The sequence below is a fragment of the Lysinibacillus sphaericus genome, assembly GCF_001629735.1.
In the GTDB taxonomy this organism is placed as follows: Bacteria; Bacillota; Bacilli; order Bacillales_A; family Planococcaceae; genus Lysinibacillus; species Lysinibacillus pinottii.
On sequence record NZ_CP015224.1, the window covers coordinates 3,381,078 to 3,406,126 of the forward strand.

Annotated in this window: 24 protein-coding genes; 7 read left to right on the forward strand and 17 right to left on the reverse strand. The window is 36.3% G+C overall.

All coding sequences use genetic code 11. The features are described from left to right. Positions 1-4: 4 nt before the first annotated feature. From A2J09_RS16595 to acpS, 4 genes are all read right to left on the reverse strand, one after another. Positions 5-268, reverse strand: a complete 264-nt coding sequence (locus A2J09_RS16595; RefSeq protein ID WP_036162355.1) for a hypothetical protein — start codon at positions 266-268, stop codon at positions 5-7. A 295-nt stretch (positions 269-563) separates the two neighbouring features. Then, positions 564-1,685, reverse strand: a complete 1,122-nt coding sequence (gene alr / locus A2J09_RS16600; protein ID WP_036162357.1) for an alanine racemase — start codon at positions 1,683-1,685, stop codon at positions 564-566. Positions 1,686-1,880: 195 nt separating this feature from the next. Next, positions 1,881-2,939, reverse strand: coding sequence for a LolA family protein (locus tag A2J09_RS16605; RefSeq protein ID WP_012295787.1), 1,059 nt, complete (start codon positions 2,937-2,939; stop codon positions 1,881-1,883). 125 nt (positions 2,940-3,064) lie between these two features. Continuing rightward, the gene (acpS, locus tag A2J09_RS16610) at positions 3,065-3,418 is read right to left on the reverse strand and encodes a holo-ACP synthase (protein WP_036162359.1); all 354 of its coding nucleotides are present in this window, start codon (positions 3,416-3,418) and stop codon (positions 3,065-3,067) included. A 64-nt stretch (positions 3,419-3,482) separates the two neighbouring features. Here acpS and A2J09_RS16615 point away from each other — a divergent pair, with 64 nt between their 5' ends. Next, on the forward strand, positions 3,483-4,106 hold the full coding sequence (locus A2J09_RS16615; RefSeq protein WP_036162360.1) for a rhomboid family intramembrane serine protease: 624 nt from the start codon (positions 3,483-3,485) through the stop codon (positions 4,104-4,106). A 71-nt stretch (positions 4,107-4,177) separates the two neighbouring features. Here A2J09_RS16615 and A2J09_RS16620 read toward each other — a convergent pair whose 3' ends face one another. The 8 genes from A2J09_RS16620 to A2J09_RS16655 all read right to left on the reverse strand — a co-directional run bounded on the left by A2J09_RS16620 (position 4,178) and on the right by A2J09_RS16655 (position 12,902). After that, complete coding sequence (locus A2J09_RS16620) at positions 4,178-4,753, reverse strand: GNAT family N-acetyltransferase (RefSeq protein ID WP_012295791.1); 576 nt, start codon at positions 4,751-4,753, stop codon at positions 4,178-4,180. Positions 4,754-4,860: 107 nt separating this feature from the next. Next, positions 4,861-6,333, reverse strand: a complete 1,473-nt coding sequence (locus tag A2J09_RS16625; protein WP_012295792.1) for a PH domain-containing protein — start codon at positions 6,331-6,333, stop codon at positions 4,861-4,863. Beyond that, positions 6,326-6,805, reverse strand: a complete 480-nt coding sequence (locus A2J09_RS16630) for a PH domain-containing protein (RefSeq protein ID WP_012295793.1) — start codon at positions 6,803-6,805, stop codon at positions 6,326-6,328. The genes A2J09_RS16625 and A2J09_RS16630 overlap by 8 nt, the downstream gene beginning before the upstream one ends. A 124-nt stretch (positions 6,806-6,929) precedes the next feature. Continuing rightward, positions 6,930-8,456 (reverse strand): degradosome RNA helicase CshA, encoded by a 1,527-nt coding sequence (locus A2J09_RS16635; RefSeq protein WP_012295794.1) that lies wholly within the window; start codon positions 8,454-8,456, stop codon positions 6,930-6,932. Between the two features lie 352 nt (positions 8,457-8,808). Then, positions 8,809-9,501 (reverse strand): alpha/beta hydrolase, encoded by a 693-nt coding sequence (locus A2J09_RS16640; RefSeq protein ID WP_031416489.1) that lies wholly within the window; start codon positions 9,499-9,501, stop codon positions 8,809-8,811. A 75-nt stretch (positions 9,502-9,576) separates the two neighbouring features. Further along, positions 9,577-10,944: a UDP-N-acetylmuramoyl-tripeptide--D-alanyl-D-alanine ligase gene (locus A2J09_RS16645; RefSeq protein ID WP_012295796.1), complete on the reverse strand. Its 1,368-nt coding sequence runs from the start codon at positions 10,942-10,944 to the stop codon at positions 9,577-9,579. An 11-nt stretch (positions 10,945-10,955) separates the two neighbouring features. Continuing rightward, on the reverse strand, positions 10,956-12,035 hold the full coding sequence (locus A2J09_RS16650) for a D-alanine--D-alanine ligase (RefSeq protein WP_031416492.1): 1,080 nt from the start codon (positions 12,033-12,035) through the stop codon (positions 10,956-10,958). A gap of 114 nt (positions 12,036-12,149) precedes the next feature. Next, entirely contained in the window at positions 12,150-12,902 is a 753-nt protein-coding gene (locus A2J09_RS16655) for a hypothetical protein (protein WP_036162361.1), read from the reverse strand. A 341-nt stretch (positions 12,903-13,243) separates the two neighbouring features. Here A2J09_RS16655 and A2J09_RS16660 point away from each other — a divergent pair, with 341 nt between their 5' ends. Next, positions 13,244-14,431 carry an FtsW/RodA/SpoVE family cell cycle protein gene (locus tag A2J09_RS16660; RefSeq protein ID WP_031416494.1) on the forward strand — a complete coding sequence of 396 codons (1,188 nt, stop codon included), beginning with the start codon at positions 13,244-13,246 and terminating at the stop codon, positions 14,429-14,431. Between the two features lie 57 nt (positions 14,432-14,488). Here the strand turns inward: A2J09_RS16660 and A2J09_RS23995 are convergent, their stop codons facing one another. Continuing rightward, the gene (locus tag A2J09_RS23995; protein ID WP_164908744.1) at positions 14,489-14,626 is read right to left on the reverse strand and encodes an Lmo0850 family protein; all 138 of its coding nucleotides are present in this window, start codon (positions 14,624-14,626) and stop codon (positions 14,489-14,491) included. 334 nt (positions 14,627-14,960) lie between these two features. Here A2J09_RS23995 and A2J09_RS16665 point away from each other — a divergent pair, with 334 nt between their 5' ends. Both A2J09_RS16665 and cls read left to right on the forward strand, forming a co-directional pair. Further along, positions 14,961-16,121 carry an MFS transporter gene (locus tag A2J09_RS16665; RefSeq protein WP_031416495.1) on the forward strand — a complete coding sequence of 387 codons (1,161 nt, stop codon included), beginning with the start codon at positions 14,961-14,963 and terminating at the stop codon, positions 16,119-16,121. A gap of 167 nt (positions 16,122-16,288) precedes the next feature. After that, positions 16,289-17,746, forward strand: a complete 1,458-nt coding sequence (cls, locus tag A2J09_RS16670; RefSeq protein ID WP_031416497.1) for a cardiolipin synthase — start codon at positions 16,289-16,291, stop codon at positions 17,744-17,746. A 50-nt stretch (positions 17,747-17,796) separates the two neighbouring features. On the opposite strand, the gene A2J09_RS16675 is transcribed toward cls, so the two are convergent. From A2J09_RS16675 to A2J09_RS16690, 4 genes are all read right to left on the reverse strand, one after another. Continuing rightward, positions 17,797-18,579, reverse strand: coding sequence for a M15 family metallopeptidase (locus A2J09_RS16675; protein ID WP_012295802.1), 783 nt, complete (start codon positions 18,577-18,579; stop codon positions 17,797-17,799). A 150-nt stretch (positions 18,580-18,729) separates the two neighbouring features. Further along, positions 18,730-18,981: a hypothetical protein gene (locus tag A2J09_RS16680; RefSeq protein WP_012295803.1), complete on the reverse strand. Its 252-nt coding sequence runs from the start codon at positions 18,979-18,981 to the stop codon at positions 18,730-18,732. A 51-nt stretch (positions 18,982-19,032) separates the two neighbouring features. Further along, positions 19,033-19,791, reverse strand: coding sequence for a membrane protein insertase YidC (gene yidC / locus A2J09_RS16685; protein ID WP_012295804.1), 759 nt, complete (start codon positions 19,789-19,791; stop codon positions 19,033-19,035). A gap of 168 nt (positions 19,792-19,959) precedes the next feature. Further along, a complete protein-coding gene (locus tag A2J09_RS16690; RefSeq protein WP_031416499.1) occupies positions 19,960-20,754 on the reverse strand; it encodes a helix-turn-helix transcriptional regulator in 795 nt (264 codons plus the stop codon). Positions 20,755-21,259: 505 nt separating this feature from the next. Here A2J09_RS16690 and A2J09_RS16695 point away from each other — a divergent pair. The 3 genes from A2J09_RS16695 (at position 21,260) to A2J09_RS16705 (ending at position 25,044) form a co-directional block, all read left to right on the forward strand. Further along, positions 21,260-21,910 (forward strand): LytTR family DNA-binding domain-containing protein, encoded by a 651-nt coding sequence (locus A2J09_RS16695; RefSeq protein ID WP_008177095.1) that lies wholly within the window; start codon positions 21,260-21,262, stop codon positions 21,908-21,910. A 349-nt stretch (positions 21,911-22,259) separates the two neighbouring features. Then, entirely contained in the window at positions 22,260-23,780 is a 1,521-nt protein-coding gene (locus A2J09_RS16700; protein ID WP_012295807.1) for a succinyl-CoA:acetate CoA-transferase ScpC, read from the forward strand. Positions 23,781-23,901: 121 nt separating this feature from the next. After that, positions 23,902-25,044: an MFS transporter gene (locus A2J09_RS16705; protein ID WP_031416502.1), complete on the forward strand. Its 1,143-nt coding sequence runs from the start codon at positions 23,902-23,904 to the stop codon at positions 25,042-25,044. Positions 25,045-25,049: the final 5 nt, after the last annotated feature.

A 25,049-nucleotide genomic window follows, 5' to 3' on the forward strand; every position in this document is an offset into this window, starting at 1 on the left:
AGTGTCATCCCCCGCTTACGAGACGCTCCACCATATGTTGTGCTTCATATTCTGCATGCAAGCATTCACTCGCGATCATTAAATTAATATGAGACATTTCAACATATCCTTTAATCATAGCTTCCCGTATTTGATTTGGTTGCTCCTGCATTAAATTTTTGCGCGCTAAAGAACGCACAAAAGATTCACCTTCAATTACTTCCTTTGTTTGTAGAAATAATCTGTCTTGAACAGCAATTGTAGCTTCTCTTAACTTTTTATCGTACACAGCAAGCACCTCCAACGGAACCATACACTTTTCATTACTTCCCATTCTATCATTGAAAGATATTGTTGAAAAGACATGAAATGACAAAATATCTGACAATTTGAAGTGCAAATTGTAAAAATATGTTGGCTGTCGAAGGTATATGACGAATAATTATTATTGCAACTTATTACCAGTTATGATCCATCTATCTAACATTTGGAAAAGAAATAAAATCTCCAGTGCTCATTAATTAACCAAATTCTTCATACTGGCAAAAATTGAAAGCTATAATATATTGGCATAAGTGTGTTCATTAAAAGTATATTCTAGGAACTCTTGCTGTGATAATGCATGGTATTTCATAGTTAATGGTTTCAAGCTTAGTTGCCCATTCATCGATCGAAATCCTGTTCTGTCCTTGTTGGCCAATAAGTGTTACCTTCTCACCTATAGCATATGCTTTTGGAAGGGCAACCATACATTGGTCCATACAAATTCGTCCAACAATCGGCATTCTCTGTCCATCAATTAAAACTTCTTGTCCTCCTAACTTACGGATAACACCGTCTGCATAGCCTATTGGAATAGTTCCAATCCACATATTTGATGGCGCAACATATGTTGCACCATAGCCTACAGATTCACCTTTTTTTATTTCCTTTACATGAACAAGTTCACTTTCAAGTGAAAATGCAGGTTGTAAGGCAAAGGGTAGTATACTTTCTACATAGGAGGAAGGTGATAAACCATACATTGAAATCCCGTATCTAACAGCATCGTACTGCAAGTTAGAATCCTTAACTAATGAAGCTGCTGTATTAGATGCATGCACAAGTAGTGGCTTTTTCGGCATCACCGCTAAACAACTTTCAAAAAATTGTACTTGTTCATCAAAATAAGTTGTATCTTTCTCATCCGCTGTTGCAAAATGCGTAAATATTCCATTCAGCTCTACATTATCAATAGACTCAATTGTTTGATACAATGCTAACAAATCCTGCTCAGAGCGAATGCCAATTCTACCCATACCACTATCTACTTTTATATGTAGTTGCAAAGGTTCCGCTTCCTTTGCTAATAGTGGTGCTGCTTGCTGTACCCACTCACTTGCATATACAGTAAGCATAATACGCTGTTGAGCTGCGATAGGAGCAAAAGAAACTGGAGATGCACCTAATATTAGTATGTCTGGTTCTTCAAAATGTGCTCGAATATGTAATGCTTCATCAGGCGTGGCCACTGCAAGTATTGTGGCACCAGCCTCAAGAGCTGCCTGTGCTACGGCTACATCTCCATGACCATATGCATTCGCCTTTACTACTGCAATTATTTGAACATTAGGTCGTATAAATTTTTTTAAGTTTTTAATGTTTTGTTGGATTGCTTGTAAATCAATCATTGCTTTCGTTGGTCGAAAATATTGCTGTGTCTTCATAAGAATACCCTCTTTATTTTTTATTAAAACATTATGTATTACATACATATTTTTTATATAGCTTGTACAATTTTACGTTTATTAGTCGTGAGACTTTTACTTTAAAGGCAATCACTTAACATTTTCTAAACCACAAACTTTTATATTGTCAATAAGCTACAGCTTTCTTCAACTAGAAAGCTGTAGCTAGTAAAGTTACTTCATACTACTTATCGTCATGGATGTAGCAACTTCAATCATTTCTTCACGCGTTAATTTACTGGACGCTACAAAGAATTCAACACCATCTTTTTCCCAACTAATTGAAGTATCTGTGATCGCACCTATTGTAAAACCTAAATCAACTGGATCACCTGGTGAAGATACTGGTAGCATAGAGTTTTCCTTTGTCACTGGCTGCTGCATAACTGTAAAGGCTTTTTCACCCTCAAATGTTAAGATAACGCGTTCCATCCCACTTTCTTGAACCACTTTTTCATTCGCCAATTGGGCCCAATTCAATACTGGGTAGCTAGTTTGGAACTCTTGGTACTCTACATCTGCACCAACTGCTTCTTTGTCTTCTTTTTCTTCTTTACCATCTTTTTCAGCTGGTGTAGCTTGTTCACCTTTCGTGTTATCTTTATCTGTAAATTGCTCAACTGCATACTCTTTGGCAGCATGTTGCACACCTAATTTGATTTTCTTAAATGTAATTCGAATTTGTTCTTCTTTCACATCATTCATAATAACAACAGAAGTTGGTAATAATGTTTTCTTATCTACTGTAATGACCTGATGAGGCATACTATTTTTATAGCTATTTCTAGTAGCCGCTTCAAATATATATGCTTTTTCTTCCTCTTTCATGACAAGATTTTTATCTTCTGCTAAATCTTCTGCTAGAGCTCCTATCAGATAAGCTTGACTATTTTTCTTAGGCCAATCACTTTGGAATTTATACATTTTGTTTAATGTTGGTGTCACAACAAATACGCCATCCGCATTACGCACAATCATTTGAGAAACATCTTTTCCACTTTCCATGACTTCTACTCGATAGAAATCAGGTTTAGTATGCCAAACTGTTACATTATAATTTCTAGGCTCACCACCAGATTTAATCTCCATCGTAGCATTTAATTCATAGCCATTTGTCTCTCCCCATTTACCATTCACTTTCTTCAACACTTTTTCCTGTGAGGCTGTACCACATGCCGACAGAAGTAATATTGTACAAAATAAGACGAGCCATTTAACTATTCGGTTGCCCACGCTTTCACCCTTTCTTCTTTCAAATCCACTACGACAATATATGAACCATATTTGTCAGTTATGTCATTTGTAGAAAAGGCAATATATTTAAATTTACTGACCAACCTTTTTAGACAACTTCATCCCTATTCTAATAAGATTACTTGAGCAGCTGCATATTGCTTGGAATGCGTAATACTAACAAAACCATGGGCAAGCTCTTCCTTAAAATATAAAACAGGATTTCCAGCCTTTCCGCGTAATATTTCCATATCATGTAGTTTACATTGTTCCCCTATCCCAGTACCCATCGCTTTCGAAAATGCTTCTTTGGCAGCAAATCGCCCTGCTAAAAATTCTACCTTACGAGTTTCTGAGTAACTATCAAATAAAATTTTTTCCCTTGTTGTTAAAATGCGGTCTTTAAATTTATCTGTACGCTTCATCGCTTTTTCAATACGGTCTATTTCTACAATATCAAGACCAATTCCCTTAATCATGTGACCTTCTCCTTTACCTATTTCCAACAAGGCATGTATAATAATTGTAAATTGAGGTGGAGCCATGTTTAGTAGAACAGAAAATTTTAAGCAATATACAAAGTATTACCCTGTTGTGTCAACGTTAATAGCAATCAATTTAATTCTTTATGTATTGTCTCTTTTACCCGGTGTAGGAACTCTTTTGTGGAATTACGGAATTCAAGCGAATTTCCTGATTCAAAAAGGTGAGTGGTGGCGTGTATTCTCTGCTATGTTTTTACATGCAGGATTTATGCATATGTTTTTTAATACGTTTTCCTTATATCTCTTTGGACCAGAGCTTGAAAAAATTGCAGGTAAAGCCCGTTTTATTACAATTTATTTAGTATCGGGTATTGTAGGCAACATGGCAACCTACATATTCTACGATAGTAGCTATGCGAGTCTTGGTGCAAGTGGGGCTATTTTTGGAATTTTTGGTGCTTTTGGAGCATTAGTGTATTATACTCGTAAAACAATGCCAATGCTTCGTAAGCTTATTTTACCAATCATCATCATCAGTGTCATTATGACTTTTCTTCAACCGAATGTAAACGTTTTTGCACATTTAGGTGGGCTAGTCACTGGATTTATTCTAGGGCTTATCTATTTGCACCCAAAAAGAATTTTAAGCTGGCGCAAACAAAAAATGGCTGGTAGATCATAATGAAAAGAGGAGCAGCACCATGAACGATCATTAGATTCCATGGTACTGCTCCTTTTGATATGAATCCCCTTTTATAGGACAACCGTAGCTTCATTGGTCATCTTAATTTTCTTCCATTCAGCTGCCGTTAAACCATAAACGACTTGGTCTACATGATGATCATACAGCCACTCCGCATCCCTCAATCGACCTTCTTCATGAAAACCCAACACTTTTGGAATCGTACGGCTACGAATGTTCCCAACCGCTACCCTTACTTCAATACGATGTAACCTCAAATAATGAAAGGCATAGTCAATGAATGCTTTCATTGAATTTGTTACGAGCCCTTTGCCAACAAACTCATTCCCTAACCAATAACCAATGCTTGTCCATTTATGCTGCCAATTGATCTGATGATAACCAATGACACCCGCCAGCTGTCCATTATAATAAATTCCAGCCTGTATACCCTTGTTATCAGCATATTGTCGCATAGCCTTTTTTACAAACACCTCTGTATCTTTAATTGTTTGAACACTATCTACAAAAGGTAACCATTCGCGTAATGTATCTCTTGAACGATCAGTCAATGCAAATAAATCATGAACATCACTTAAATCCAATAATTTCAAATAAGCGTCTTCATTCAAATCATATTTAAACATAGTCCCCACCCCTTTTGTTCTATTTATTTTATTATAAACACTATTTCCAAATATTTGTATGTAAAAAAGCTAATCCTTTATAAAATTTAAAAGGATTAGCTTTCCATTTAATGTTCATACCACGATAATATCGTTTCAGCATCTTGTTGTTCCAGGCTTGAAACACTGCCAGTTGTACCTGATGCTCCCGACATGACTGTCGCTTTTATAGACATAACATTTTTTCTCTTTTGAAAATACGATTGTGTACTCCCCATAGATTGTATACGTTTTTTCTCCACTATCAATGTTATTCGACTGAATACTCTATATTGTAAAGCCAGCTGCTTTCCATCGATTTGATAGCCTGCCGTTTTATGCTGCCAAATCCCGAGTACTATCGTTAATGGAATCAGTAACAATGACAATAGACCATACGGATAGAAGAAATAACTACAAGCTCCAATAATAGGGACAAGCCAAATAAAATCTATGCGATAAAAGAAAGGTCTTGCCTTTTTAGGTGATCGAATGAAGGAAGGATTCCAATTCATATCTGGGAAAAGATCCTCTAATGTCTGCATACAATCATGTTTCTTAATGAGTGGGAACAAGGTAATTTTTTTATCCTTCCCTTCTTCACCGTTCCCCCCCGCACTCTCAACAACAACCGTTGCAAAGCCTGTTAATTGGCGTAATGGATTCTCAACAATACGAATAGCTTGAATACGATTTAAAGGCAAAGTTATACGCTTTTTCTCTAAAAGTCCTTTAGTAATAATCAGCTTATCTTCTTCGATACGGACTGTATAGTCAAAGTAATTAATAAGGGTAATGAGGACAGAAACAACCCAGGCAACTATTAAAATTAACATAATCGATATCGCTACTAAAAAGGCCCCGACTTTGATAAAATCAGCCAACTCATGGAAAACAGTTTCATAAGGAATAATATCTGAAAACTGCGAGGCGATAGCAGCAAGACCAGATAACACAACACCAATCCCACCAGAGGTTGTGGCCAACACTAGTAAGTCTCGCATGGACATATGGTAAATAGCTGGCGTAGAAATCGAATGATCTACGACCTCCGTCTGTTCTTCATGTTGTTGATTTACTATTTCATTTTTGGCACGACGCATTTCTAATTCAATAACATCTGCTGCTTCTTTACGAATTGCGGTAAGCTCTACTTCAGGCTTGCCACCTTTACTACCCGCTGTTTCAACTTGAACTTTGACCAACCCAAAAATGCGGTGGAAAATCCCTTCATTGTAGTTCAAACTTTGAATACGTTCAAAGGGAATATAACGCTTCTTTTTAACAAACAATCCATATTTGATGCGGAGTTCTCCATCCTCAAACCAATAAACAAATGTCCGCCATTTTATAATGCCTCCAATCAATGCAAGGAGTGCGGCTACACCCCAAACACCAAAGAGTAAAATGGTATCAAAAAAATGATCACTACGGAAATTTAGCGAGAAATTAAAACCGTTAGTTATGATAATGATTGCAATAGGTAAAATCATACTTTTTAATGCTTTGACGCTCGTAATTACTGCTGATATAGGGTGTAAACGATTAATCTCCTTAGACATCATCTTCCGCCACCCTTGCTAATTCAGAGATACGAGCACGAAGTGAATCTGCTTCGTCCATGATAAGTGCAGGAATTGTATGTACGGTTGCTGCCGTTGATATTGATATGTTACCTAAATCATATTTCTTTAAAATCGGTCCCTGTGTCGTATCAACATGTTGGACGCGAACCATTGGTATGAGTGTACGTTTTACTACAAATAAGCCATGTTGAACTTCAATTTCATGTTCCCTCACCTCATATCTCCAACGTTCCCATCTAATTTTAGGAAAAATAAAAATTGACAGTATGGCACTTAATATTACAATTGCCCCAGCTATGTAGTAAATAAACGTCGGCCATTCAAAATAATAAGTACCATAGCCCGCGATCCCTGCTGCTATTAATAGCACCACTGTTTGTATGACCCCATATAAACGCCATACAGTTAACCCTTTACGGGAAATTTGATGCACTGGTTGAGCTCTCATTGTCGTTCCTCCTCTTTTTCTATATTAGGTTATACGGAATAAATAACTGTTTTGTTTCAACTATATACGAAAAAAAACCTTACAGCCAGTATGACTGCAAGGTTTAAATATCCACTTACGAGAATTAATCTTCGTGGCGTCGAGGAGAACGAGAACGACCTTGTCCACCTTCACGACGGCCTCCTTCACGGCGACCACCTTCACGACGGCTACTGCTACTACTATTACGGCGATCTCCACCACGAGAGTCACGACGTCCTCCGTAGTTACGATTACCACCGCGACCACGATCTCCACCGCCGCGATTACTGCTAGAGCGTTCACGACGCATTGGTAATGGACGTTCTTCTGAAATTGTTACCGGTGTATCATCTGGCTCTTTTGTTAATGAGCGAAGAGCAGCTGCTACAACATCAATTGCATCATGATTTTCAAGTATTTCTGACGCAAGTGTACGGTAATCACCTAAGTTGTTATTAGCAATAAGACCCTCAAGAGTATCTAGAGCTAATCGTTGTTGACCTACTAATGCTTCATCTGATGTTGGCGGACGAAGTGGAGTCATACGTTTCTTCGTAGTTTCTTCTACGATACGTAAGTAACCCATTTCACGTGGCGTTACAAACGTAACAGCAAGACCTGACTTACCTGCACGACCAGTACGACCAATACGGTGAACATAAGATTCAGGGTCTTGTGGAATATCGAAGTTGTATACGTGTGTGACACCAGAAATATCAAGACCACGTGCCGCTACATCCGTTGCAACAAGGATATCAATTTTATTTTCTTTAAATTGACGCAATACAGAAATTCGCTTAGCTTGGCTTAAATCACCATGAATCCCTTCAGCAAGGTAGCCACGAATTGATAAAGCTTGTGCTAGCTCATCTACACGACGTTTTGTACGACCAAAGATAATAGCAAGTTCTGGTTGGTGAACATTTAATAAACGAGATAAAACATCGAATTTTTCACGTTCAGCCGATTTAACGAAATATTGATCAATATTATCAACAGTTAATTCTTTTGCTTTAATTTTTACGATTTCTGGATCACGCATAAATGTTTCAGCAATTTTACGGATTGCTGGCGGCATTGTTGCTGAGAACAGTAATGTTTGACGCTCTGAAGGAACGTTTTCTAGGATGGCATTAATATCATCGATAAAGCCCATATTTAACATTTCATCAGCTTCATCCAGTACTAATGTTTGCACATCTTCTAATTTTAACGTACGACGATTAATATGGTCAATAATACGTCCTGGCGTACCAACAATGATTTGAGGTCTATTTTTCAGTGCACGGATTTGACGGCCAATTTCTTGCCCACCGTAAACTGATAATAATTTCACACGTTTATCATAGCCAATCTTGTAAAGCTCTTCAGATACTTGAATAGCTAGTTCACGAGTTGGAGCAATAACCAATGCTTGGATATTAGGGTTTTTTGGGTCAATTTTTTCAATTAGTGGAATCCCGAAAGCGGCAGTTTTACCAGTACCCGTTTGCGCTTGACCTAATACATCGCGGCCTTCAATTGCAAAACGAATAGTACCTTCTTGGATTGGTGTTGCTTCTTCAAATCCCATACGCTTTACAGAGCGTAATGTAGATTCGCTAATATTTAATTCTGAAAAATTTGTCAAACTTCTCAATCTCCTTTTTTTCCTTTTAAGTTGACAAATGGTTACATTTTCAGATGAAGTTGTCGGCAAATTCGAGCCTGTGTAGTGGAACGTTTCCGTTACTTAAAAATTCTCTCTACATGATTGTTCATATAGAGCTCTCTTATATGAAAAGGAAAGCCCGGTCTTTACCGAGCGGTTCGATTCTGTCGTAATTATTCACTTTAGAATAAAACCGTTGTGTTCAAAAAAAAGTACTCTTCAACCAAATATGAAGAGTCTTCGCACAAAATGTATCCATTGCTTACACTAGTCTAACATGGCTTTAATACGTATGCAACGATAACGCATGAGTCGTAATAATCTGACTACTTCATGTGCCTTTTAAAAATAGCAAAACCCGCGGAAACCATTCTGAGCAATCTTCCTCAAGACATATATGATGCCTTCCATTATCAGAAAAATACAAAATTTTATGATTAGACGCTAATTCATCATAAAGAAATTGCGCTGTGTTAAATGGTACAATTCCATCCTGTTTCCCTTGCACAATAAACACTGGAATTTGGATATGCTGATAATACGGTTCCACTATTTTAACCAATTTCATAAATTCAATTGTTGAAGCTAATGGGACATTATTAAACTTATGCCGATAACGTAAGAACAGCTCATTATTCGTTAAATTATGATGATAAGCATCTGTAGCAAGCAGTTTGAAATCCTTTACCAGTTGCTTAGGGCTGACATATTTTGCAGCAGCACTTAATAATACTAGCTTTTTTACCTTATAACGTTTTGCTAAGTATAAAGCTATGATGCCCCCCATTGAAAATCCTACAACGATGATCTCTTCTACCTTTTTAGCTAATGACCGTATGGCTAGCTCTGCATCCATTAACCAGTGCTTTGCCGTAAATCCATCCATGTGCAAAGCTTCACCATGCCCCGATAATGTTGGTTCTACTATGAGCCAATCTGTATGTGTCCGTAAGTATGTTGTAAACGGCTCTATCTCATAGGGACCACCTGAAAACCCATGTATGCATAGTACACCTATTGACAAATCCTCACCTCGTTTAACAAAAACCTCTTTCACGAATGAATCGGTGAGCATTTTATCCCACCGATTCAATAAAAACTATGACGTAAAAGCTTGTAAAATTTTCTCTAATTTCATACCACGAGAACCCTTTAGTAAAACGATAGATGACTCATTAGCAAGTTCTAGTTTTTCAATAATAGCTGTGTAATCATCTTCGGTATATAACAATCGATCTGCTTCAAAGTCCTCTTTTAATACTTCATAAAGATGAGTCATTCGAGCTCCAAATAGACAAACGTAATCGATTTCTTGCTCATTTATATACTCCGCTAGCCCTTCATGGAAACGCTGTTCATCTGGCCCAAGTTCTAACATATCCCCTAATACAAGCCATTTCTCAGGTCGAATTGTTGATGTAGCGATAAATTGAATTGCTGCTTTTACAGAGGTTGGGGCAGCATTATAAGCATCGTTAATAAATAACGCACCATTTGTTCCTTGGACTTGTTGCATCCTCATATCTGTTAATACGACATGCTCTAAGGATGTACGAATTTGCTCATTATTTAAACCTAGTTGGTTAGAAATTAACATCGCTATCAAAGTATTTTTTACTTGATGCTTTCCAAGTACAGAAATAAAGAAATCACCCTCTATCATTCCGTGGGTAGTAAAGCTACTACCATTAGCATTAGCATGAATATGATCCGCATATAAAAGGTTATCTGGCTCTAGTCCAAACGCTACTGCATTTATATGCTGTTCTTTAGCCACTAACTCCTGTAGCAATGGTTCATCTCCATCATAGAATAATAGACCCTCTGGCTGCATTCCTTGAATAATCTCAAACTTTGCCTGTGCGATACCCGCGCGGGAGCCTAAGTCCTGCATATGCGCCTCACCAATATTTGTAATAACCGTCATATGCGGCTGAGCAAGCTTCGTTAAAAATTCAATTTCGCCAAATCCACTCATTCCCATTTCAAGGACTGCTACCTCTGTATCTTCATCAAGCTGTAAAATGGTAATCGGTAAACCTAGTTGATTATTAAAATTACCAATGGTCTTTTGAACTTTAAAAAATGGTGCGAGCGTACCCGCTAAAATATCTTTTGTTGATGTTTTACCGTTAGAGCCAGTAATACCAATAAATTTAGCTTTATGTTCAAGTCGATAAGCTCGTGCCATTTCCTGCAAGGCTATCTCTGGGTCATCCACAAACAATAAAGGTATACCGTCTGGCGGATTAGGTTCATCTTTTTGCCAAAGTGAAGCACCCGCACCTTTTTCAAATGCCTGAGTCACGTACCGGTGTCCATTCGTATGCTCACCACGAAATGGTACAAATAAATCTCCCTGTTGAATTGTTCTTGTATCAATGGAAATTCCTGATACAACAGTATCATCGTAAGCCGACATATCCTCATTTAACCATGCAGCTAATTGTTTTAATGTTTTTTTCACAATAATCCCACTCAGTCTTTTTTATAGTGAAGCTGTTGTTTTTCTTCAAAACGTTCAATGGCTAATGTAATCAAACGATTAATCAGCTCTGGGTAGCTTACATTTGTATGTTGCCAAAGTAATGGATACATACTTACTGGCGTGAAACCAGGCAATGTATTTACTTCATTAATGTAAACACTATTATCAGCTGTTACAAAGAAGTCGGCACGCACTAAACCGCTACCATCAATCGCCTTAAAAGCCCGTTTTGCCAGTTCTTTTAAGCTCGATTCAGTTTCCTCTGGTAACTCAGCTGGAATAATAAGTGCTGTGGAGCCATCCTTGTACTTAGAATCATAATCATAAAATTCTGTAACCGGTTTAATTTCACCTGGTACCGAAACTTCCGGATAATCATTTCCTAATACGGCAAGTTCTATTTCACGAGCGATGATACCTTGCTCGACCACAATTTTACGATCGTATTGTAAGGCAACCTCAATTGCTTTTATTAATTCATCACGGTTTGTTGCTCTGCTAATCCCAACACTTGACCCTAAATTTGCAGGTTTCACAAACATTGGCCAAGTCAATCTTTTTTCACAGCGTTCAATGATAGTCTGTTGTTCATTCTTCCACTCACTGCGAATAAAGTACGTATAGGGCACTTGTGGTAAACCAGCAATCTCGAATAATTGCTTCATAACTACTTTATCCATTCCAGCAGAAGATGCTAAAACCCCATTTCCTACATAGGGTAGATTTAGAACTTCTAATAAACCTTGCACAGTTCCATCCTCACCATTTGTTCCATGTAGTAATGGGAAAACAACATCGAACTGCACTGCATTGCCATGTTCATCGATTAAAAAATCAGTAATATTATTTTCTAAAATTGTAGTATTATCACCGAATTGTAGTTCTTCGATAGTACTTACAGGCTTTTCTAAACGATTTCCGCGTCGCCATTCTCCTTCAGATGTTATGAAAATCGGATATACTTCATACTCCTCGAAATTCAAAGCACCAGTGACTGCACGAGCTGTTGATAATGATACCTCATGCTCAGCTGACTTTCCGCCGTATAATAAACCGATTCTTTTTTTCATTTTTGTGCCCTCCACATACTTCTTGAGTACTATTAGTTTATCACGAAACGTCTTGACAAATGACATAAAAATCCCACCGTAATGTTCGACGGTGAGATTTGAGTGTATATTTCGTTAAATAATATAAATCAATTCATCGTGCTCTGTTTTCAAAATGGTATTTAAATCGTCCCAAACTTCATCAGGAAAAGAATATTCTGACAGGTTGCGAACTTCTATCCCATATGCAACTTTTGGTTTTTCAATACGGTACAACGATAATAATGCACCGTCTTTAGCAAATGATCGATAAGAACGCAAGAAATCAGGTGAAATAGTAGGGATACTCGATTTTACTTTTCGACGCCAAAATCCAGAGCTACGTTCCTTTTCTCGAATTAAACTATTAAAAACATTTGCTACCAATAAATCCGAATCACTTAAATGTCGGAAGTAAATTTTTGTCATTTTTTCTAAATCTGAAGAGTAATAGACGAATCTATTTTGCAATTTGTTAAAAAATGCAGATGTAATCGGTTCTTTTTTATGACTTATGTAAAGCAATTCCCCTTGTTCCATGGGTGTTAGATGGTCTAGCCTCTTCTCATCCATAAAATCGATCCAACATAATTCCTTGGACTCAGCCGATTTCTTTACAAAATGGGGTACCTCTTCATCCAATACATATTCAAATTGCGTATGCATATTAAAAGAACCTTCTTCATAGGAATGTTTTAATAAAAGTAAGTGATGCAGTGGTTCAAGCGCAGCCGCAAATTGCGAGAATTTCAACCCGCTAAAAATGACAAATTTATCAACGTCATTCATATGAACATAAATATGATACATAAAATCATCAGCTGACTTTAATTTTTTAGCCACAACCATCACCCCATTCTTCACTACATTATAAGACTAAACTCGGTTTTTTTGAAACATTTTATGTTAATTGTCGTCACAACTATATACGCAGGCATAAAAGTGTTTTTTGCGTTATAATAGGAATGTTAAACATGCATTTGCATACAGGTTTTCGATTACTCAATGAGTTAAAATATTTGCTTAAAAGTTCCATTGACAACGTTCGAAGCAAATTGCAAGCTTAATCAGTAGACGTTAGTTTTTTCTGATTTTGAATTTGTTCTATTCTTTCAACATTATAAACGAAAATGGAAGAAACGCATTATATTTACTCATATTGAGATACTATTTTAATTTAGGTGGATTTTATGGAAAATAAACGAAATTTCGCAAATCGTTTTGACTGGACCCTTGCTTTTATTCTTTTCACGTTTCTAGTCATTAGTTTGTTAGCTATTGCATCTGCCCAAACATCCGGTCAATATGGCATTAACTACGTTCCAAAACAAATGCAATGGTATGTAATTGGTGCAGTAATTATTGGTATAGTGATGTTTTTTGAGCCAGATCAATATAAAAAAATGTCATGGTATATGTATGGAGCAGGGATTGCCTTATTGGTACTGCTTATTTTTATGCCTGAAGGAGAAGGTCAAATTGGCGCACCGGTTAATGGTGCAAAAAGCTGGTACCATACACCGCTTGGAAATATTCAACCTTCTGAGTTTATGAAAACATTTTACATCTTAGCATTGGCACGATTAATTAGTAAGCACCACGAAGTCTATTCACTAAAATCATTAAAAACAGATTTCTTATTATTAGGAAAAATTGCTTTAACCCTTTTCGTGCCATTAGCTATTATTATGAAACAACCAGACCTTGGATCAGCACTTGTATTTTTCGCCATTACCGCTGCCCTTATTATTGTAGCAGGTATTTCATGGAAAATAATATTACCTACATTTTTAGGTGGCGTTGTAGCAGGTGGTTCATTACTATGGATGGCTCTCTATATGCAAGATTTCTTAGAGAAAACATTCGGTTTTAAAACGTATCAGTTTGCTCGAATATATTCTTGGTTAGATCCCTACTCCTATTCTTCCAGTGATGGATACCATTTAATCACATCACTCAACGCTATTGGATCAGGTGAAATTTTCGGTAAGGGCTTTCGAAATCGAGAAGTTTATGTTGCAGAGAACCATACCGATTTCATTTTCACTGTAATCGGTGAGGAATGGGGCTTTATTGGGGCAAGTATTGTTATTTGCATTTTCTTCCTGTTAATTTATCATTTAACAAAAACTACTCTCTTATTGAAAGATCCATTCTCAACATATGTTTGTGCTGGTATTATTGCTATGATTACATTCCATGTGTTCGAGAATATAGGAATGACGATTCAACTATTACCGATTACGGGTATTCCACTTCCATTCATAAGCTATGGTGGTAGTTCATTAATGGGGAATGCTTTAGCTATTGGACTAGTCTTTAGTATGAGGTTCCACTATCGGACGTACATGTTTACTACACATGATGAAGATGATTAAAAATAGAAAAAGGGAAGCCTCTATTACGGAGACTTCCCTTTTTCTATTTTAAACGAGTTAAGCTTGAACTTGCGGTGTCTGCGTTGGTGGTGTTAGCACTTTTAAAAGTTCTAGTCGAGACTTTGTTACAGTGGCTGTTACACCCAACTTAGATAAATTCGAAACAATCTTTTTCAAATCTACTTCTTTCCTCATACATTCCACCTCAATCTTTCCTCGATTTTATATAACGTTTAATTGCCAAAAAAGTTTCATTTTTCTATGAGTATGATGTCTGACAAGTTTATCATACCATTTAACTTTACTTTAAAATTTTTCTTTTTTGTGACAGTGTAATTTTTTATACCCTGCCCTATGCACCACCAAACATTTATAAACTAACCTAAACCCTCTTATTTTATTCATTTACTTTTTTTCTCAACAACAGAAATGTCGTCTATCCATGTTTCTCCTTCCGTTTTCTTGTAATAGCAAGAACAACGGGGTTAGAATATACATATTGAAATATTGTATGAAAGCAGGGAACTTTATGAAAAAGGCAATTTTATTATTAATGTCTGTTCAATTCCTCGTTTACCTAGGTTTTGGCATTATTATTCCTGTCTTACCAGAGGTTATTGTGCAGCAAAATTGGGATAATCTCCACGTCGGTGGCTTACTGACCGTCTATTCGTTAGCTAGCTTTTTCACTGCACCCCTTTGGGGCATGTTATCAGATAAGGTAGGACGTAAACAGCTAATCTTAACGGGACTAATTGGTTTTAGCCTAAGCTTTGTTATTTTTTCATTATTTATTGATAACTTAGCTATTTTATATGTTTCCCGTATCGTAGGAGGATTATTTTCAGGAGCATTATATACGGCTGTAACAGGATTTATTGCAGATATGTCTAGCGAGGAGACACGTAATAAATATATGGGCTTTATGGGTATGTCCATCGGTCTAGGTTTTATTTTTGGTCCAGCAATTGGTGGAATGTTAGGGCATATTAGCTTGCAATTACCGTTTATCGCATCAGCTATATTAATTGGACTATTATTTATTTATGCAAGTTTCGTCTTAAAAGAACCTGAAAAACGAAAAGATTCAAATAAACGTGCTATTGTGCCAAAAGGCGCTGGGAAAATGCTTCAATATCGTGTGCGTTACTTATTTATGTTTTCATTTTTAGTAACTTTTATGTTGGCCGGTGTAGAAGCAACATTCCAATTGTTCCAAATCGAAAAAATTCAAATTACACCATTACAAATTGGTTATTTATTTATGTTTAGTGGCTTTGTTGATGCCGCGATACAGGGTGGTGTCGTTCGCCGTATCAAAAATGGCAGTGAGACAACTTGGTTAATCGGTGCACAAATTGTAACAGCCGTGGGGATGCTTTTATTCACATTAACCGCTAACTTATTTATCGCAGGGCTAGCACTATGTGTCTTTACAGCAGGAAATGCACTTGCTAGAACATGTGTTGTATCACTGTCCTCTAAAGAATCTGGCGGGCAATATGGAACAGCTGCTGGACTGTCATATTCCATGGATAATCTAGGGCGCATACTTGGCCCGCTATTTTTTACCTGGTTATTTACAATGCATGCAAGTCTCGGTTACTATACATCAGCAGTAATCGCCATTCTTTCTATTAGCTTAATTTTCATCTTTAAAGCCTCTAAAAAATCATTGCGTTTTGATTAACATTCATAAATGGTTCGAGAGAATTATTAACAAGCAATTCGGATTATCTCTAAAAAGTCATAGAGATAATCCTTTTCTATGCTAACTAGCTACTTAAAATCTTCTTTCCTCATTTGAAGTAGGCTATACTAAGTATGTTATTATCAATAGTAAAGGCAGGTGTAGGAATGAGCATTTTTACAGATATAGAATATTTAGTTCCTTTAACTTTATTTTTTAATATTTTATTAGCCATGACTATCATTTTTTTAGAACGTAAAGATGCTACATCTACATGGGCATGGATTCTCGTGCTATTTTTCATACCATTAGTTGGATTTATTTTGTATCTATTACTTGGAAGACAGTTACGAAAAAAACATTTATTCCGTTGGGAAGGGCGTAAAGATATCGGTATTGATACGCTCATCAGTTATCAAATGAATGCCATTCGTGATGAAACATTTGAGTTTCGCATTTCAAATGCCGAAAATTATCAAGAGATGATTTACATGCACCTTAGAACAAACAATGCCGTTTTAACCCAGGACAACCATCTAGATATTTTTGATGATGGGGCCAATAAATTTGAACAGCTCCTTAAAGATATTGAAGCAGCTAAGGACCATATCCATATTCAATACTATATCTTCCGCCTTGATGATTTAGGAACACGAATCGTTCATGCGCTAATTAAAAAGGCGCAGCAAGGTGTCAAGGTACGCCTCCTCTATGATGAGATGGGCTCACGTAATGTGAAGAAGCGTCATTTTAAAGAATTGCTTAATGCCGGAGGCGAGGTAGAAGTGTTCTTTCCTTCCATCTTCCCACTCCTTAATCCCCGTTTAAATTTTAGAAATCACCGGAAAATTGTTGTCATTGATGGCCGCATTGGCTATATCGGAGGTTTTAATGTTGGGGATGAATATTTAGGCTTACAAAAAAAGTTTGGGTATTGGAGAGATACACACTTACGCATTGAAGGTAGTGCTGTACATCCACTCCAAACACGCTTTTTATTAGATTGGAATCAAGCAAGCTCCCAGCAAAAAATGGGTTACTCAGATCGCTACTTCCCTGCTATCCCCAAAAAAGGTGATGTTGGTTTACAAATTGTATCAAGCGGACCAGACTCAGATTGGGAGCAAATTAAGATTGGTTACTTAAAGTTGATCAACATGGCCCAAAAGTATATCTATATTCAAACGCCTTATTTTATTCCGGATGTAAGCTTTTTAGATGCCATAAAAATTGCAACATTGTCAGGTATCGATGTACGAATTATGATCCCTAACAAGCCAGATCACATGTTTGTTTATTGGGCTACATATTCCTATGTTGGGCAATTACTTCGAGCAGGAGCAAAAGTGTATATCTATGAAAAGGGCTTTATTCATGCCAAAGCAATTATTATCGATGATGAAGCTTCCTCTGTTGGTACAGCTAATATCGATGTACGAAGCTTTAGCTTAAATTTCGAGGTCAATGCCTTTATTTATGATGCCAATATTTCACATCAGCTGGCAGAGCTGTTTGAAAAGGATATTTTTGATTGTACAGAATTGACGTGGGAGATGTACCAAAACCGTTCATCATTAATCAAATTTAAAGAATCAATATCTCGTTTATTAACCCCTATCCTATAAACTAAAAAGGAAGAGAGCTTGTTCGCGCAGAACCGCCTCTCTTCCTTTCTTTATTTCACACCTAAATATTCTTCTAGTGTAATGCTTTGCGTAGCAATTTCTTGAGCTATATCCTTACCAACATAACGATAATGCCAAGACTCATACATATAGCCGGTAATTTCCTCTTTGTTTTGAGGGAATCGCAGTATAAACCCATACTCTTGAGCGTGCGCAAATAGCCACTGCCCAGCTGGTGTTTCACCAAATTCCTCTGTCAGCCATACATCTTCTTTTCCACGCTCTCCTATATCAAACGCTAAGCCTGTTTGATGCTCAGAATAGCCTGGACGAGCACTGTATCGATCTGCAGCTGCTTGTCCATCACGATTAACATAGTTGTTATACAGTGTTGTTTGATATTCGAAAGAACGATAACCGCTAAAAGCAACTAAATCAAACCCTTGTTGCTTGGCAGCCTCTAGCATTTGATTTAGTGCTTGTCTTGCTTCTGGATTTTCCTCAGGTGCAAAGGTAGATGGAAGCGGATAAATTTTATTTGCTAGCAGAATGCCTTTTATATAAGTTGGTTCGGTAGGTAAAGTTTGATTAGGTAGATAGCCATTTTCGTCTGGTTGCTGCTCTGGCTTTTCAGGTTTTTCCGGTGTAATGTCTGTCTTCTCTGTTTTAGAAGAATCTTGCTCTGTTGATTTGTTTGTTTCAGTAGATGTTGGTTGCTCATCAGATGCATTATTTACTTGATTATTTTTATAGTTGTAAACTACAAAAATAGATACGATTAACGCCACAGAAATCAAAGCACCCATGATGAGCAAAAGACGATTGTTTTTCACTATTTATGCCCCTTTTAAAAATAGCACATACGAAAAGAGTAAGTCCTCCCTCTGTAAATACTTATCTTATTTTATTACTTGATTGATATAATCTCATTTTAGCACTGTTCACATTTTCAGGTGTGAAATTCTTTTGATATTTTGTCAATATTAGTCTGTAAGAATAATGATGAATACGATGATTGAAGCTACCGCAAAAAAGATCGCCATATATTTCATCCATTTTGCTTCTTTTCCATAACCTTGTTCTTCAAAACTTTTTGCTCTAAAGCCATTGGACAAGGCAAACATAATCGTCATTGCAAGTACAGCGAAATTAAATTTCCCTATAATAATAAATACAAGTGCCGCAATACTAAATATAGCGACTAAAATTGATGATAGCCATTTTCTGTTCATCATGTTGTCCCCCTAAAAAAATCGAGGCAACAAAGGCGCCTCGACATGAATGAATTATTTTGCTTTTTCTGGATGTTGCGAATAATATTTACGGCCAATATATGTTTGAAGAATTAACAACGCACCACTGACTGACCAATATAAAGGTAATGCTGCCATTGATGACATTGAAATAAAGACAATCATAATTGGTGAAATATAAATAAACATTTTCATTTGGGCTTTTTGCTGCTCAGGTACAGTCCATAATGATACTCGTGCCTGAACGAGATATACAACACCCGCTACAATCGTCATGACGATATCAGGTGACCCTAAGCTAAACCATAAAAATTCATGTGACTTCACATCTGTTGAATATAAAATCGAGAAATAAAGACCCATAATAATTGGCATTTGGATTAACATTGGTAAGCATCCCATATTTAATGGATTAATGCCATGCTTTTGATAGAGAGCCATCATTTCTTGTTGATATTGCGTTTGCTCTTCTTTTGTCTTAGCTTCTTTCATTTTTTTCTGAACTGCTTCCATCTCAGGCTTAAACGCATCCATTTTTGTTTTCATCAATTGTTGTTGACGATAATTTTTCAACATAATCGGCATTAAGACTAAACGGATGAGTACGGTAATCGCAATGATTGCTAAACCATAACTACCTGCAAAGATATCGTTCCCGAAAAATTCCAGTAAAAATTCCATAGGTTTTACAAAAATACTATAGAAAATACCTTCTTTGTTTTGCACTGCTTGACAGCCACTAAGAACAAAAACAGCTAGCCCAAGCATTGAAAATAGTTTCAAATTTTTCATTTTTCCACCTACTATAATTTATCAACTACTGTGAAGTATACCTTATAGGGTCTGTCTTTATCAAATAGCAAGTGCTACTATTTATGTTTGTTATTTTCATAAAAAAAAGGTGCGAGCTTTAGCAATATGACTAAACATCTCCGCACCTCTTATTTTTTTATTCAAAAGCTATGCATTTTGTAATTCTGTCTCAGCCATTTCAAATCGATAAAATTCATGATGAAGTTCATCTCTAAAATGCTTTGGCGTAACACCCGTATATTTTTTGAAGATTCGTGTAAAATAACTTTGGTTACAGAAATGGAATTGATCAGATATAGATGTAATACTTTTGTTTGTATGTCGTAAATAATATTGTGACTCTTCTACACGTCGAACATTTAAGTATTCAACTAGTGTAATACCTACATGTTCTCTAAAAATACGCGATAAATGACTAGTACTTATATGGAAGTTGTTAGCTATACTTTCCACGGTTAAATCATTCTCCAATTCATCATTTATAAACATGATCACCTTGTTGACAGTTTGATGTCGGAAAGTCGGTTGTTTGCGATCTGCAATAAAATAAACAAAGAAATCAATTAAATCATCGGCAAATTGCAAAAATTCTGCGTCTTTCATTTGGTTTTCAATCATGTCATTACAAGCAATATTGAAAGCAAATGCCTTTTTCGAAGGTACTTGATTGTCTAGCAATTTTCGAGCAACAATCGAAGACAAAACAGAAAAATAACCTCGAACAATTTTTATGACCTGTTTACCAAAACGAATTGAAAGAATATCAATTAACTCATGTAAAGATTTCTTCGCTTTGGCGGATTCTAAATGGTAAATTTCAAAAATTAATTTCGACTCAATATTAAAAAATTCTTCGACGCCGATATATTGATTTATATTATCGATTTCTTGGAAGTATCTTTTGGAAATCGTTTCTGACATAGAATGTTGATGTAGTTGCATAATCTTCCCCATCTTTCCTCAGAGTGCACGAACTGCATTACAATATTTGACATCAATCCCAATTGAATAAAAATAAGAAAATAGTATTTATTAATTTATCTTAAGAACTGAGTCCTATTTCACATTTTTTCAAAAAAACAACCTTATAAATAACCTAACTTAAACACCAGAACACAAGAAAATAGACTATACAGTGAATTTTACCATATTCTGCGATTTCCTTTCAACCACATTTTAATTGCTACTCTAGTTCTAATTTATCACATAGACATAGTAGAAACCTTGTAAACTTAATCCTAACAATTAAATTTTACCATATACCTATCAAAATAAATTAGTCATTATATAAATTTATTTACAAATTATACAAGACAAATTACACCATTATAATGAGTCAATCGACATTTTTCTATTTTATTCCTAAATCTTCTCTATATAATTTATACGATTATGTAGTAAAATAGATGATAATACTATTTTTAAAAGTTTAGACGAGGTGTTTAAAGTGGAACCAAAACAAATAGAAGAAATTATGGAGATCATTAAGGAATTCTTCCCAGAGAATACTTCCATTGCTATCTCTGATACCAATGAGTATTTGTATTACCAGCCAAGTAAAAAAGTTGATTTAAAGATTAAACCAGGCGATCCTATTAAAGAAGGTTCAGCGGCTCACAAAGCCCTAAGCTATGGTCAAAAAATTAGCTCTTACATCGAACCTGATGTTTTCGGTGTAGCCTATTACGGTATGAGTATTCCTTTAATGGAGGAAGGCGAAACTAAAGGAGCTATTACTGCTATCTTCCCGCAAAAACCATCAGCATTCTTAACAAACTACATTACAATTAAAATCGATGACTGCTGGTACCCAATTAAGCACGATCAAGTAATTTATTTAGAAACACAGCTCCGTAAAACATTTGTTAAAACAATGTCTCGTGAAGGTTATCACCGTTTAAACCTAAGTGATCTAGAGCTATTTTTAGCACCTGATTCATTTATTCGTTGTCACCGCTCTTACATCGTTAACATTGACTACATCGATGAAATTCAACCAGATTCTCACTCAACGTTTTTATTAATTATGAAAGATGGTACTCGTATCCCTGTTAGCCAACGCTATGCAAGCTACTTCCGTCGTTCTTTAGGTTTCTAATTATAAGTACAGCGAGCAATGTATGTGGATTGTTCGCTGTATTTTTTGATGCCTATGAAACCTCCTTTTGTCCCCTATTAACAATTTTCGCATAGTTTTAATGTGTAAATCACCTATATTTATACAGCTCTACAATAAAACGTTTTCTCTGTCGAAAAATCATCTTAATGCTCGATTTTCCTTTTTTTACTCAATTTAATGCTATTCATAAAGTAATTGTGACAATTTGGTGATAGTATTATTCAAATGGTTGGAGTCATACTACAACTGAATAAACAGAAAATTCTCAAATGTTTTTTCTAGTTTTGTAATCGGTTTCCATCAAAATTATTTAGGGGAGGATTTTTTTATGGATGCAAATGTTCAAAAACGCCTAGGTTTAAAAGAACTTGAGAGTAAAATTGTCACTGCTGAAGAAGCAGCAGCACTTATTTCTAACGGTGATGTAGTTGGGATGAGTGGTTTTACTCGTGCTGGGGACGCAAAAGTTGTGCCAATGGCTTTAGTTGAGCGAGCTAAAAATGAAGAATTCAAAATTGATGTATATACAGGTGCATCATTAGGACCAGAAGTGGATAAGTACTTAGCAGAAGCTGGTGCCATTCGTAAACGTGGACCATTCCAAGGAGACGCTGGTATCCGTAATTTAATTAACTCTGGGGATGTTTTATATGTAGATGCTCACCTTTCTCATAATGCTGAGCTAGTGCGCCAAGGAATTATCGGACCAATCAAGTATTTAATTCTTGAAGCGGTTGCTATTACTGAAGATGGATTAATTATTCCAACAAACTCTGTAGGTAACTCACCTATCTTTGCAGAATATGCAGAAAATATTATTATCGAGTTAAACATTTCACACCCAGAAGCCTTAATCGGCATCCATGATATTTATGTACCTGGTGAACAAGGTAAGCGTGAAGCTATTCCAATGACAGACGCTATGCAACGCATTGGTGATATCGGTATTAAAGTGGATCCAGCTAAAATTAAAGCAATTGTTATTTCTGAAGAGCCAGATGCTCCTTCATTAATCGTACCTCCAGATGAAGAAACACAAACTATGGCAAACATTTTATTAGACTTCTTCAGCGCTGAAATTAAAGCAGGTCGTTTAACAAAACAATTAATGCCATTACAATCTGGTGTTGGTTCTGTTGCAAACGCTGTACTTGATGGCTTTGCAGATTCAGAATTTGAAGATTTAATCGTGGCATCAGAAGTACTTCAAGATGCAGTATTTAACTTAATCGATGCAGGTAAAGTTAAATTTGCCGCTGCCACTTCAATTACACTGACTGAAGAATTACAGCAAAAAGTATATGGCAATTTAGAAAAATATGCTGATAAAATTTGCTTACGTCCACAAGAAATTTCTAACCACCCTGAGCTTATCCGTCGTTTGGGTCTAATCTCAATCAACACAGCTCTTGAGTTAGATATCTATGGTAACGTAAACTCAACGCATGTCTCTGGTACTCGTATGATGAACGGTATCGGTGGTTCAGGAGACTTCGCTCGTAACGCACGCCTTGGTATTTTTGTTACAAAATCATACGCAAAAGGTGGAGCAATTTCTTCTATCGTACCAATGGTATCTCACGTTGACCATACTGAGCATGATGTAGATGTTATCGTAACAGAACAAGGTATCGCTGACTTACGTGGTCTTGCACCAAAAGAACGTGTACCTTTAATTATTGAAAACTGTGCACACCCAGATTATAAAGAGCAATTATGGGATTACTACAACCGTGCTGTCGAAGCAACTGGTAGCCATCAAACACCTCACCTTTTAGAGGAAGCACTTTCTTGGCATGTAAACCTTGCTAAAAACAAAACAATGAAAAAAGAAGTTTCAAAAGCTTAATCTTCAATTTTCAGGACGCCTACTAAGTGAAAACTTATTGGGCGTTCTTTTTTATTGGAAATGTTATAATAGGAATATATGCAACTAACTTACTAATTTGTTCTAATTCATGGGAGGAGCTATGAAAAAATTTATTTATGTCATTATTTTCTTTTCTTTTTTCGACCTATTTACCCAGCTACCTGTTATGAGTACATATGCAGAGTCTTTAGGAGCATCAGCATTCCTTACAGGCCTTGCAGTAGGTATGTATTCGTTATCCAATACATTTGGTAATATCATTTCAGGCTTTTTAACGGATCGCAAAGGACCTTTTATCATACTCATTGTTGGTCTCTTAACAACAGGTTTATCGTTAACACTCTATAACTTAATAGAGGAGCCTATTGCGCTTTTAGGAGTCCGATTTATTCATGGACTTGTTGCAGGCTTCATTGTACCTGCCGCCTTTACCTTTCTAGCAAACGCTACCGAACACGAAAAAAGAGGTAAGGGCAGTGCTATATCTGGCGCATTTGTTGGTATTGCTGCCATTATTGGCCCTGCTTTTAGTGGCATTCTAGCAAGCCGAACAAGTGTCCCATTCGTTTTTAACATCACTGCAAGCTTTATGCTTATATTAGGGATCCTTTCTTTCTTTTTACTAAGAGCAAATCAAGTAAAAAAAGAGAAATCGGCACCAAGTACATATATTCCGATAAGTGTATTCTTTAATAATCCAGGAACATTAAAGGCATTTTCAGGAGCCTTCTTCTTAATGTTTTCACAAGGTGTAATCGCCTATCTTCTACCGCTCAAAGTCCAATCTTTAGGCTTTGACTCCCGTTTAAGTGGCACATTGATGAGCACATTTGGTATTATCGCTGTACTCGTTTTTCTATTACCAACTAATCGTATTTTTGATAAAGTAAATCCCCTAAAAACATTGTCACTTGGTATTGGATTAATGGGATTAAGCCAATTATTAATTAGCCAAGCGGATTCTAGCTCTTTACTTTACTTAGCAATGGCATGTTATGGAGTAGGGTTTGGATTCCTTTTCCCTTCCATAAATTCACTCTTAATAGATTCCACAACCGCTGAAATACGAGGAAAAGCATATGGTTATTTCTATGCATTTTTCTCTCTTGGTGTAGTAATAGGGTCTTCCTTGTTAGGATGGCTATCACTTGGAGTGATTAGCGGCTTTATCTTTACGGGAATTATATTATTAATATTTGCAATAGCAATCCTACTCCCACACAAAAGACCTTCTCATACATAGATGAG

Excerpts from the sequence above, each read along its gene's own strand:
- A2J09_RS16625 (WP_012295792.1), bottom strand. The coding sequence starts at position 6,333 with ATGTCTAAGGAGATTAATCGTTTACACCCTATATCAGCAGTAATTACG.
- alr (WP_036162357.1), bottom strand. The coding sequence starts at position 1,685 with ATGAAGACACAGCAATATTTTCGACCAACGAAAGCAATGATTGATTTA.
- yidC (WP_012295804.1), bottom strand. The coding sequence starts at position 19,791 with ATGAAAAATTTGAAACTATTTTCAATGCTTGGGCTAGCTGTTTTTGTT.
- A2J09_RS23995 (WP_164908744.1), bottom strand. The coding sequence starts at position 14,626 with ATGAGGAAAGAAGTAGATTTGAAAAAGATTGTTTCGAATTTATCTAAG.
- A2J09_RS16660 (WP_031416494.1), top strand. The coding sequence starts at position 13,244 with ATGGAAAATAAACGAAATTTCGCAAATCGTTTTGACTGGACCCTTGCT.
- A2J09_RS16665 (WP_031416495.1), top strand. The coding sequence starts at position 14,961 with ATGAAAAAGGCAATTTTATTATTAATGTCTGTTCAATTCCTCGTTTAC.
- A2J09_RS16655 (WP_036162361.1), bottom strand. The coding sequence starts at position 12,902 with ATGGTTGTGGCTAAAAAATTAAAGTCAGCTGATGATTTTATGTATCAT.
- A2J09_RS16680 (WP_012295803.1), bottom strand. The coding sequence starts at position 18,981 with ATGATGAACAGAAAATGGCTATCATCAATTTTAGTCGCTATATTTAGT.
- A2J09_RS16700 (WP_012295807.1), top strand. The coding sequence starts at position 22,260 with ATGGATGCAAATGTTCAAAAACGCCTAGGTTTAAAAGAACTTGAGAGT.
- A2J09_RS16630 (WP_012295793.1), bottom strand. The coding sequence starts at position 6,805 with ATGAGAGCTCAACCAGTGCATCAAATTTCCCGTAAAGGGTTAACTGTA.
- cls (WP_031416497.1), top strand. The coding sequence starts at position 16,289 with ATGAGCATTTTTACAGATATAGAATATTTAGTTCCTTTAACTTTATTT.
- A2J09_RS16690 (WP_031416499.1), bottom strand. The coding sequence starts at position 20,754 with ATGCAACTACATCAACATTCTATGTCAGAAACGATTTCCAAAAGATAC.
- A2J09_RS16620 (WP_012295791.1), bottom strand. The coding sequence starts at position 4,753 with ATGTTTAAATATGATTTGAATGAAGACGCTTATTTGAAATTATTGGAT.
- A2J09_RS16705 (WP_031416502.1), top strand. The coding sequence starts at position 23,902 with ATGAAAAAATTTATTTATGTCATTATTTTCTTTTCTTTTTTCGACCTA.
- A2J09_RS16615 (WP_036162360.1), top strand. The coding sequence starts at position 3,483 with ATGTTTAGTAGAACAGAAAATTTTAAGCAATATACAAAGTATTACCCT.
- acpS (WP_036162359.1), bottom strand. The coding sequence starts at position 3,418 with ATGATTAAGGGAATTGGTCTTGATATTGTAGAAATAGACCGTATTGAA.
- A2J09_RS16650 (WP_031416492.1), bottom strand. The coding sequence starts at position 12,035 with ATGAAAAAAAGAATCGGTTTATTATACGGCGGAAAGTCAGCTGAGCAT.